Origin of the sequence: Frankia nepalensis (genome assembly GCF_016786325.1) — a bacterium.
Classification (GTDB): Bacteria; Actinomycetota; Actinomycetes; order Frankiales; family Frankiaceae; genus Pseudofrankia; species Pseudofrankia nepalensis.
On record NZ_JADWYU010000051.1, the window covers coordinates 1 to 10,563 of the forward strand.

Here is a 10,563-nt window from a genome sequence, read left to right on the forward strand (position 1 = left end):
TCTGGACGAAGAGCGCCGACGAGATCCTCGAAACCCTCGCCGCCTACTGCCAACGAATTAACGACTCAAGACACTAGATGGCGGGATGCTCGCCGGCATCCGAGCCCCAGGGCACCGCGGGTCGGTCTCGGTACAGAACCGCCGCTCAGGACGCTTGTCGCCGTCATGACCAGCGGATGTGGACCTGGGTCCGGCGCCCCAGGCCGCCCGTTCGGATCCCGGGTCCAGGACCGCGGATCGGGAGCCGCGCTACCGGCGCGATCGCTGGACGGGCCTGTAGGCGTGCCGCGCTCCAGGGAAGCGGTGGCCGGACGCCTGCCCGGAGGGCGGCGCCGAGCCCCGCTCAGGCCCGAAATGCGCTGCCCGGCGCCCCGGGGACCGAGGGGTCCCCGAGGCGCCGGGCAGCGGCCGTGCGTGGCCGCTCCGGCCGACCTCCCGCCCCCCGCGGGGGGGGGGGGGGGCGCCGCGCCCCCCCCCCCCGCGTCGCGCGGGAGGTCGGCCGGAGCGGGCCGGTCATCGAGGTCAGGCCTTGGCGGTGACCTTGATGCTGAGCTGGGCAGTCACCTCGGGGTGCAGGTGCACGGAGACGGTGTGCTGGCCGACGGCCTTGATCGGCGAGGTCAGCTGGACCTTGCGCTTGTCGAGCGCCGGCCCGCCCGCCTTGGCGACCGCCTCGGTGACGTCGCCGGCGGTGATCGAGCCGAACAGCCGGCCTTCCTTGCCCGCCCGGCTGGTCAGCGTGACCGACAGCTCCTTCAGCTGTTCGGCGATCTCCTGCGCGTGCCCCAGGTCACGGACCTCCCGGGCCGAGCGAGCCCGCTTGATCTGCTCGACCTGACGCTCGATACCCCGGGTCGCGACGATCGCGAACTGCCTGGGGACGAGGTAGTTGCGGCCGTAGCCGTCGGCCACCTCGACGATGTCGCCGGGGCTGCCGAGGCCCGGCACCTCCTGAGTGAGAACGAGCTTCATGGCGGCGTCACCCTCCTCAGCGAGCGGTCGAGGTGTAGGGCAGCAGTGCCATCTCGCGGCTGTTCTTCACCGCGATGGCGACGTCACGCTGGTGCTGGCTGCAGTTGCCGGTGACCCGGCGGGCACGGATCTTGCCACGGTCCGAGATGAACTTCCGCAGCAGCTGCGTGTCCTTGTAGTCGATGTAGTCGGTCTTGTCCTTGCAGAAGACGCAAACCTTCTTCTTCGGCTTGCGAACTGCCGCTTTGGGCTGGTTTGTGAAATCATAGATCAGACAGATGCCTGTGTGGTGGGCGCTCCGCGCCCACCGACGGACGCCCCGCGCCCAAGGTCACGGTCGCGGGGTCGGTCCGCATCGCCAGGGCCGCCCTTGTCCAGGTCGGCCCGGTGGCTGGGCAGCCGCTTCCGGCGACAGAAAAGCGCGGACGCGCGGACACCCGGGAACGGGCGCTAGAACGGCGGCTCGTCGGAGTAGCCGCCGGCCGGCTGCGACCAGGGGTCATCGACGGCGCCACCGGAGTAGCCACCGCCGGCGGAGCCACCCTGGCCCCCGCCGCCCCGGTAGCCACCGCCACCGCCATTGCCGCCGCCATTGCTACCGCCGCCACCGCCGGGACCGCCACCGCGGTATCCGCCGTCAGACGGGCCGTCGTAGCCGCCGCCACCGCCGCCGGGACCGCCGCCGCGCGCGGCGCGCACGACCTTGGCGGTGGCGTACCGCAGCGACGGGCCGATCTCGTCGACGTCGAGCTCGACGACGGTGCGCTTCTCGCCCTCACGGGTCTCGAAGGTGCGCTGCTTGAGCCGGCCCTGGACGATGACCCGGGCGCCCTTCTGCAGCGACTCCGCGACGTGCTCGGCCGCCTGCCGCCAGATCGAGCAGCGCAGGAACAGCGCCTCGCCGTCCTTCCACTCGTTGGTGGCCCGGTCGAGGGTCCGCGGGGTGGATGCGACCGTGAAACTCGTGACGGCCGCGCCGTTCGGGGTGAACCGCAGTTCGGGATCGCTGGTCAGGTTGCCAACGATCGTGATGACGGTCTCACCGGCCATGGGTGTGCCCCCTGTCCCGCGGGTGTTTACGCCGCCACTGGCCGACGCGCGGCCCGCGGCTTCTTGACATCCGGCAGCCGGATGACCTTCGTGCGAATGACCGACTCGTTGAGCGTGAGCTGCCGGTCGAGCTCGGCGACGATGTCCGGCTCGGCGTGCAGGTCGATGACGGCGTAGATGCCCTCATGGCTCTTGCGGATCTCGTAGGAGAGCCGGCGCCTGCCCCAGACGTCGACCTTCTCCACCGCTCCGCCGCCGTTGCGGACGACGGTCAGGAACTGGTCGAGGGACGGCGCGACGGTGCGCTCCTCGAGATCCGGGTCGAGGATGACCATCAGTTCATAGTGGCGTGCCAAGGTTGAACCCACCTCCTGTGGACTCGGCGGCCACGGACTTCATCCGTGGCAGGAGGGACGATGCTGCCCACTGGCAGCATTGGTAGTGCGTGGCCAGGTACTGCGTGATCTCGTATCGTGTGATCTCGCATCGCGTGATCCGGTGATGCGTGATCTTGTGGTGCGCGATCAGCCACGCCTGTGCCGCGTCGAGCTTACTCGACGTGCTCCGCGCCCTGATCCCTGGCCGCTACCGGGTCGTGCCAGACGGTCCGTGCCCATCCCCAGGCCACGGCCAGCAGGCCGACGAACGCGATCAGGATCAGCAGCCCGCGGACGTGCCGCCCGGGAGACGGGTCGACGGCGGCCAGCACGAGGACGGCCACGAGCGCGGCCGCGGCCCCGCCGGCGAGCGAGTACGCCAGCTCCCGCGCCGGGGTGCCCGCCGGATCCGGGGTGGTTCCTGCCCGATGGGCGGCAGGGTCCCCGCCAGATCGGCGAAGGCGATTGGGCGGGCCGGCGATCGGGATCTGGGGGGTTCGCCGCGCGTCGGCAGCGCTCGCCTCTGGCGAGCCGTCACCGGCCGACGGGCCGGCCGGGGGGCCGTCGGTACTCATCGTCCACATCCTGGCCTACCTAGCCACCGATGACACTCATTGGTGGCGGTGGTGCTCGCCCGCGTCGAGGCGGCCGGAATCGCCGCGGTAGTGACCGGATCAGGGCCGCGAACCACTCGGCCGCCGCGCCCAGCGCGGCTGGGCGGTCCGGGCCGCCGAGCGGTTTCCCGCTTTCGGCCCGACGACCAGCACCGTGGGTTACGGTCCCGGCGACGAGTCCGAGGGGGAGCGAGGGCGGTGCGAACCTTGCGAGCGCGGCCGTCGTCGGAGTCCGAACGCGACCCTCCGGTGATGCCGTTCCCGGCGGTCGTCGTCGCGGTCGTGCTTGGCTGCGGCATCGTCACCGGCTACGGACTGGTGACCGGCGGGGCGCTGACACCGGCGGCGGCCGGCGGCGTGGCCGGTCCCCCGGCGACGGAGGACCCGTCACGGGCGGCCGCCTGGTCCGCGGCCCGTCCGGTGCCGGGACCGACGCCGACGCCAGCCCCGTCCGCGTCGCCCGCGCGCCCGACCCGGCCGCCGCCGTCATCGATGACGCCCCGGCCGGCGGCCGGCCCGGACCCGGTGCCCGACGTCAGTCCACCCAGCGGCCCTGGGTGAAGGCGACGACGAACGCCGCCATCAGCGGGCCGGACAGCCACAGGTACGCCGGGGCGAGCCGGGGGAAGCGGGCGGCGGCCCGGGCGAGCAGCAGGTACAGCGGGAAGGCGACCAGGATGGTGCGCACGCCGGAGGCGTAGTAGTTGGTCGAGGCCATCATGATGGTCGCCGCGCCGACGAACGCCGCCTCTGCCCAGCGCCGGCCGCGCAGCAGCAGGACCGTGACGACCACGCCGATCACGACGGCGAGCAGCTCGGCCCGGAAGAACCAGGTGAACGTCGTCGAACCGTCCGGCCCCGGGAACGCCGACCCCCAGGTGGTCCGCCAGCCGTCCCACGGCCAGTCGGTCCAGCGGTGCCAGCCGTCCCGCATCGCGTCCGTGTAGGCGTTCCAGACGCCGGTCTTGCTGTGCAGGTACCAGAGGAAGCCGAGGACCGGCAGCGGTGGCAGCGCCAGCGCGAGCGCGGGCCGGGCGAACACCGGCAGCCCCGCCCTGCGCCGTTCCACGAGGTACAGGACGACCATCCCGCACCACAGCGGGATGCCGGTGATCCTGGTCCCGGCGGCGCCGGCGGCGAGCAGCCCGGCGAGCCACCAGCGCCCGCGACGCCCGGCGAGCCACGCGGTGCTCGCGAACGCGAGGAAGAGGGCCTCGGAGTAGCCGGCGAACAAGAAGACCGCGTACGGCGTGAAGATGACCGCGAGCACGGCGGCCCGGCCGCCGGCAGGGCCGCCCTCGTCAGCGGCCAGCCGCCAGATCGCCGCCATCGCGACCGCTCCGGCCAGGAAGACGACCAGAAGCCCCGCCACGATCCAGTCCCGGACGAAGAAATGGACCAGTCGGATGGCCAGCGGAAAAGCGGGGAAGTCGACCTCGGTGCGGTCCGCGTAGTGAGGCGAGACGTAACCGTAGCGCGCGACCTTGGTGAACAGGCCGACGTCCCAGCGGTCCCACAGCTGGGTGAAGCGCGGCACCGAACCGAGCGCCCCCTCGACGGTGACGCGCGCGGCGGCCAGCGACAGCAGCGCGACGGCGACCCGGCTGGCGCACCAGACGGGCAGCGTCGCCCGCGCGGCCTCGGGCAGCCGGGACCACAGGGACCGCAGGGATCGTGCCGGCCGATCGGCCGCCGTCGACCGGACCGGCGATCCGGGCTCGCGCAGGGACGTCACTTCGGCTCGTGACCGCGCCGGCGCGGCCGGAACAGCGATCCCGGCCTGGACTCGTCGGCGTCGGGGTTGGCGTCGCCGGCCTCGTTGGCCTGGTCGGCTGGATCGGGCCGGCGGCGGAAGAGGGCGCCAAGCCTCGCGGACCCGCCGGCGTCCCGGTCCGGCGGCTCCTCGCCGGCGTCGCCGGGCTCGTCGGCCGGCAGCCCGACCGTGATGCCGCCGGTGTCGCCCGGGTTGGGACCGCCCCCGCGGGGCCGGAACAGCGCTCCAAGCTCGTGAGGGGAACCGGGGTCCCGGTCGGGCCGGGTCTCGTCGGCGCCGCCCGCCAGCGCGACGGCCCTTTCCCCGGCGTCGGCCGCCGGCCGCGGGGCCAGCCGCGGCGGCCATCCGAGCCGCCGCTGGTCGTGGACGTCCGGCGCGCCGTCGAGCGGGCCGCCGGCCGGGTCGTCCAGCCCGACGGCCCGCACGGCGTCGAGTTCGGGGCGCAGGATCTCGCGGACCACCAGGGCGGCGATCACCAACAGCACGAGGTCGCGAAGCGTCACCGCGCCGACGAACCAGCCGCGGCCCATCCCGCGCCCGCCGTTCGTGTCGTTGTAGATGAAGTGCATGAACCGGGTGAACAGGACGTAGGCCTCGGCGACCTGCCAGACCAGGAAGATCCGCCACCTGGGCCGGGCGAGCGCGTAGAGGGGGAGAAGCCACAGGCTGTACTGCGGCGAGTACACCTTGTTGGTCACCAGGAAGGCGACGACCAGCAGAAACAGCACCTGCGGCAGCCGGGGGCGGCGCGGCGCGAACCAGCAGAGGGCGGCGATCCCGGCGATCGCGGCGATCAGGGCGACCGCGGTCACCGAGTTCAGCGTCTTCAGCGGGATGCCCTTTTCCCGCACCGCCGTCAGCAACGGCGGCCAGCCCAGGGCGATGAGCAGCCAGGCGCCGCTGGCGGCGGCGCCCGCGTACAGCGGGGTCGGCCACCGCTCCCACCGGGGCCCGCGGGACAGCCAGTAGACGGCGCCGCCGAGCGCCAGCGCGGCGAGCAGCATGACAGCCAGGTGCACCCCGCCGAACCAGCCGGGGTCGTACGCGCCGGCCAGCCACTGCAGGCCGAACGCCAGCGAGTCCCAGTCCGCCGGGCGCTCCTGGTTGAGGACGAAGAAACGGGTCACCGCGTTGCGGGCGCCGTCCACGTTGCCGTCGAGCAGCGCGACCCAGTCCCCGCCCGACCAGAAGGTCGGCAGGATGCCGTCGGAGACCTTCTCGTGCTGGTCGTTGAAGTAGCCGGCGAGCAGCCAGGTCGGCAGGAGGACGGCCACGACGGTCGCCGCGGTGGCGGCGAGCGTGCGCGCGAAGGCGCGCACCTGGCCGGTGCGCAGGCACAGCACGCCGAGCGCTACCAGGAACAGCGCCGGGTAGAGCTTGGTGGCCACGCCGAGGCCGAGCAGGACGCCGGCGGCCACCGGCGCGCGTCTGGACCAGGCGTAGACCGCGGCGGCGGCGAGGGCGACCGCAACCATGTCCCAGTTCGTCAGCAGGTGCAGCACCAGGACGGGCGCGAGCGCGAACAGCGCCGCGTCCCAGGGCCGTCGCCGCCCGGCGGCGCGCGCGGTGAGCACGACGGTGAGGCAGGCCAGGCAGAGGAAGAGCACCGCTGTCAGGTCGTAGAACAGCGCGGACCGGGAGTCGATGGTCCAGTGGTCGAGGACCTGCTGGTTGTTCTCCTCGCGGTAGACCGGGCGCTGCGCCGGGGCGAGGCCCGCGACCTCGGCGACCACCTCCATGGTCAGGCCGATCAGCGGCGGGTACTCGGTCGGGTAGTCCAGGAAGGGCACCTTGCCGCCGGACAGGCCCTCCTGGGAGTAGAGGGCGACGACATCCGAGTAACACATCCGGGTGTACTGGTACTCGTGCGCCCAGTTCCGGGTGTCCCGGCAGGTCGCCTTCTGCGCGTAGCCGAGGCCGCTGGCCAGGATCGTCAGCGCGAGCAGTATCCGCAGCGGCGTCCACCAGCTCCGCCGGTCGGGAAGGGCCGCGTGCCGCCCGGGCGGCCCGCCGACGAGCTCGCTCGTCGCGCGGACCACCGGGTCCTCTCGGCTCGGGCTGACCGCCGCGGCCGCATCCTGGGCGCCCAGCTCCCCGGCGGCCGGTGCCGCCGGCGCCTCGGTCACCGTGACGTCGCCGTCCCTCATCCCAGTCCCGCCGTCGTCATGCGCCCCATTGTGGTACAGCCCTTACGCCGCGGGTCCGCCACCACCGCGCGAGCCACGCATGCGACGGATGACGGGCCGCACCGGGACAGAAACGCCGATCGGGCGGGAGTAAGTAGCCACCCCCGCCCGATCGGTCGCTGTCCGCCCGGCCAGGTCAGTCGTCGTCCGTGCCGGGGAGGTTGTCGAGGATCCCGCCAGGTCGTTCGGGGGTCGGGCTGGGCGCCGGGGACGGGCTTGGACTCGCGGTTCCGCCGTTGCCGCCGTTGCCGCCGTTGTTGTTGCGGTTCCGGTTCCAGCCGAACGGGTCGGCCGGGTCGAAGGTGTAGCCCGGCTGGCCAGGCAGGAGGCCGTCGCTGGCCGGCGTGGTCGGCAGGTCGGTCGGAGTCGGGGTCGGCGACGGGGTGAAGGTCTGGATCTCGCCCTCGTAGGTCGGCGCCTCGAACTGCTTGATCTCCAGACCCCGGTGGGCGCCGTCCATGAACGCCTTCCAGATCTGCGCCGGCCAGTCGGCGCCGTAGACGCCCCTGCCGTTCAGGAGGCCGGCGAGGGAGTGCCCCGCTTTGGGATGTTCGCCGTCGAACAGCGCGTCGCCGCGGAAGACGCTGACGCAGGAGGAGATCTGTGGTGTGTAGCCGCAGAACCAGGCCGCGGCGTACTCCTGCACGGTGCCGGTCTTGCCCGCGGCGGGCCGGTTGTCGGCCAGCTGCGCGGTCCGTCGGCCGGTACCGCTCTTGATTACCTGCTCCAGCGCGTAGGTCGTGTCCCGCACGATGTGGCCGTCGAGGACCTTCTTCGCGTTGGGCGAAGGCCGGAGAATCGAGTGGCCGCTGGAGTTCAGGACGTCCTTGACGACGTGCGTGTCCGCCCGCACGCCGCCCCCGGCGAACGTGTTGTAGACCGTGGCCATCTCGACCGGGCGAAGGGTGTCATGCCCGAGGGTCATGCCGGCCAGGCCCGGTTTGATTTCCGAGGTGATGCCTAGTCGCTTGGCCATCTCCTCGACGTTGTCGATACCGATCTGCTTGCCCAGCGGCACGTAGACGGTGTTGGTCGACATCGCGGTGGCCTTGATCAGGTCCTGGCTGACTTCGTCCGGTTCGCCTTCGTCGTTGTTCACGACATACGTGTCGCCACCGGGGTTTTCCAGCTCCACCCGTCTGGGTGAGGCAAACGTGGACTTCAGGCTGACGCCCTGTTCCAGTGCCGCGGCCAGGGTGATGACCTTGAAGGTCGAGCCGGACATGATCTTCGCGTCGGAGACGTTGTCGAGATATCGCTCCTGGCCGGTCGCGGGATCCTTGCCGTACAACGGGCCGCCGTACCAGGCGAGCACCTCACCCGTGCCGGGCCTGAGCGCCACCAGTCCGGGCCGGACGTCGGGGTGCTGGGCCAGCGGGCCCTGCAGCACCTGGTTGACCGCGGCGACCGCCTGGTCCTGGGCGTTCTTGTCGATCGTGGTGATGATCCGCAGGCCGCCGGTGTTGATCTGGTCCTCGGTGATGCCCTGCGCCTCGAGCTCCTTGAGGACCTGCTGCTTGATGTACTCCTCTTGCGCCGTGCTGTTCGCGCTGGGCTTCGTGGGCAGGACGTTCTCCGGGTAGGCCGGCCGTTCCTTGAGCCAGTCCTGGGCGATCATCGTGTCGATGACCTCGTTCCAGCGCCTCTTGGCGTCGTCCGGGTTCTTCACCGGGTCGAGGTTGTTCGGGTTGCGGATGAGACCGGCGATGACCGCGCTCTCGGCGGCGTTGAGATCGGCGGCATGCTTGCCGAAGTAGGCCTGGGCCGCGGCCTCGATGCCGTTGACGCCCCGCCCGAAGTAGATCGTGTTCAGATAGAACTCGAGGATCTGGTCCTTCGAGTACTTCTTATCCAGTTTGACCGCCATCACGACTTCCTTCATCTTGCGAGTGAAGGTGCGGTCCTGGGTGAGGAAGGCGTTCTTGACGTATTGCTGGGTGATGGTCGAACCGCCCTGCGCGATTTCGCCACCCTTGACGTTGACCCAGAGTGCCCGCGCGATGCCGCGGTAGGAGATGCCTGGCTCGTTGTAGAAGTTCTTGTTCTCGGCAGCCAGCACGGCGTGCTGCAGGTCCTTGGAGATCTTTGCCAGCGGGACGTCGTACCGGTCGATGTCGCTGTTGAACCGGGCGACCTCCGAGTTGCCGTCCGCGTAGTAGATCAGTGAGGCCTGGTCGGTCTTGATGTTCTCGGGCAGCGGCACCTTGGTCGCCGCGTAGATGGTCGCCATCCCGGCGACCATCAGCAGCCCGAAGGACAGGAAGCCGAACACCACGAGCCGGCGCAGCCACAGCGGCCGGGCCCGCCACCACTTCGGCCCGCGTGTGCCCAGCCGGCGGCCGGGCTTCGCGGTGCCGTTCGCCGCGGCCGCGCCGGGCCGGTTCGGCCCGGTGGGGCCGCGCCGCCCGTCCGGCCCGGTCGCGTGCCGTCCACCCGTCCCGGCCGCCCGGCGCGCGCCCGTGCCGCCGGTGCCGTCGACGCCGACCCGGCGGTAGGTGGTGGCTTCCTCGTCCCGGTCCTGCAGCTCGATCTTGCTGAGCGCGGCCTGGTCGACGGTGTCGTAGAGCGCGTCGCGCTCGGCAGGGTGCATCGGGCGCCGGCCGCTGTCGGAGATGCCCCGGCCCCGGTCGCCGACGGCCATCGTGCTGGTGGCCGAGGCGGCCCCGCGGCGCGTGTCGCCACCGGTCCGGTTGGCCGTGGCGCGCGGGTGGTATGAGGGACGGTCCGTCGGTGGCCGGCCGGCGGTGCCGGGGCGGGGACCGCGGCCGGTGGCCGGACGCTCCCCGGCCGGTGGCCGCTCGGGCCGCTCGGTCATCGGCCGCGCCGGCCGGTCCGGCCCGTCGGGGTGGTCGGACCACGCGGGCCGGCCCATCGTGTCGGGGCGTCCGGCGCGATCCGCGGTTCGGCCGTCGTAGCCGCGTTGCTGGCCCTCGGGGGGCGTCACGCGCCGACGGACAGGTTCCTGATCGTTCGGCAGGCTCAAAGCCGTCCCGTCCTTCCCGCACCGCGGCCAGGACAGGGCAGGATGCTCGGCCGCGTTCGGTACATGGCAGTCCAGGGTCTCATGTCGGCGCGACGACACCGTCAGCACCCCTGTCCGACACGTTCTGATTTATTCCGCCGTAGAACCCCCGCCCTGGTCCTCGTTGACCGGACGGGTGGCCGGCGACCAGCGGCCCGCCGCGGATGCCCGCGAGCGGATCTGCCTGGCCCCCAAGCAGACGTCAGAGGTCGGCATGAGGTTGCCTTGCCCACGGCCCCGCCCCGGACGCGACGAGGACCGGACGCCCCCCTCCGGGCGTCCGGTCCTCGTCACGTCACACTGCCCCGCGTAGCTCACGCGCCCCGGCCACGACCCCGACCTCGGACCGGGCCCGCCCCGGGTTTCCAGGTTCTACCCGGGTTCCAGGGGGGTCGGGGCGCTCAGCGCCCCGACGGCGGAGCGGCGATGGTCGCCCCCGGGACGTTCATGAGACCCCGGCTGCGATCCTGACCTCGGATCGGGCCTGCCCCTGGTTTACGGGTTCCACCTGGGTTCCAGGGGGGTCGGGGCGCCCCGCGCCCCCGCGGCGGGGCGGGGCTGGGGGGCC

At 72.3% G+C, this 10,563-nt stretch carries 9 protein-coding genes; 1 reads left to right on the forward strand and 8 read right to left on the reverse strand.

All coding sequences use genetic code 11. From position 1 onward, the window contains the following. Nucleotides 1-522 precede the first annotated feature (522 nt). From rplI to I6A81_RS02355, 5 genes are all read right to left on the reverse strand, one after another. Nucleotides 523-972 (reverse strand): 50S ribosomal protein L9, encoded by a 450-nt coding sequence (rplI, locus tag I6A81_RS02335; RefSeq protein ID WP_203006231.1) that lies wholly within the window; start codon nt 970-972, stop codon nt 523-525. A gap of 16 nt (nt 973-988) precedes the next feature. After that, complete coding sequence (gene rpsR, locus I6A81_RS02340; protein WP_203010074.1) at nt 989-1,243, reverse strand: 30S ribosomal protein S18; 255 nt, start codon at nt 1,241-1,243, stop codon at nt 989-991. 179 nt (nt 1,244-1,422) lie between these two features. Next, a complete protein-coding gene (locus tag I6A81_RS02345; protein WP_203006233.1) occupies nt 1,423-2,022 on the reverse strand; it encodes a single-stranded DNA-binding protein in 600 nt (199 codons plus the stop codon). Nucleotides 2,023-2,048: 26 nt separating this feature from the next. Continuing rightward, nucleotides 2,049-2,378, reverse strand: coding sequence for a 30S ribosomal protein S6 (gene rpsF / locus I6A81_RS02350; RefSeq protein WP_285222999.1), 330 nt, complete (start codon nt 2,376-2,378; stop codon nt 2,049-2,051). A gap of 194 nt (nt 2,379-2,572) precedes the next feature. Next, nucleotides 2,573-2,974: a hypothetical protein gene (locus I6A81_RS02355; RefSeq protein ID WP_203006234.1), complete on the reverse strand. Its 402-nt coding sequence runs from the start codon at nt 2,972-2,974 to the stop codon at nt 2,573-2,575. A gap of 291 nt (nt 2,975-3,265) precedes the next feature. Here I6A81_RS02355 and I6A81_RS02360 point away from each other — a divergent pair, with 291 nt between their 5' ends. After that, nucleotides 3,266-3,574, forward strand: a complete 309-nt coding sequence (locus I6A81_RS02360; protein WP_203006235.1) for a hypothetical protein — start codon at nt 3,266-3,268, stop codon at nt 3,572-3,574. On the opposite strand, the gene I6A81_RS02365 is transcribed toward I6A81_RS02360, so the two are convergent. The 3 genes from I6A81_RS02365 to I6A81_RS02375 form a co-directional block, all read right to left on the reverse strand. Then, entirely contained in the window at nt 3,549-4,748 is a 1,200-nt protein-coding gene (locus I6A81_RS02365) for a hypothetical protein (protein WP_407661233.1), read from the reverse strand. The two genes, I6A81_RS02360 and I6A81_RS02365, sit on opposite strands and share 26 nt — an antisense overlap. After that, complete coding sequence (locus I6A81_RS02370; protein ID WP_203006236.1) at nt 4,745-6,934, reverse strand: glycosyltransferase 87 family protein; 2,190 nt, start codon at nt 6,932-6,934, stop codon at nt 4,745-4,747. Before I6A81_RS02370 ends, I6A81_RS02365 begins: the two co-directional genes overlap by 4 nt. 175 nt (nt 6,935-7,109) lie before the next feature. Then, nucleotides 7,110-9,917, reverse strand: a complete 2,808-nt coding sequence (locus I6A81_RS02375; RefSeq protein WP_307874414.1) for a transglycosylase domain-containing protein — start codon at nt 9,915-9,917, stop codon at nt 7,110-7,112. Between the last annotated feature and the right edge of the window lie 646 nt (nt 9,918-10,563).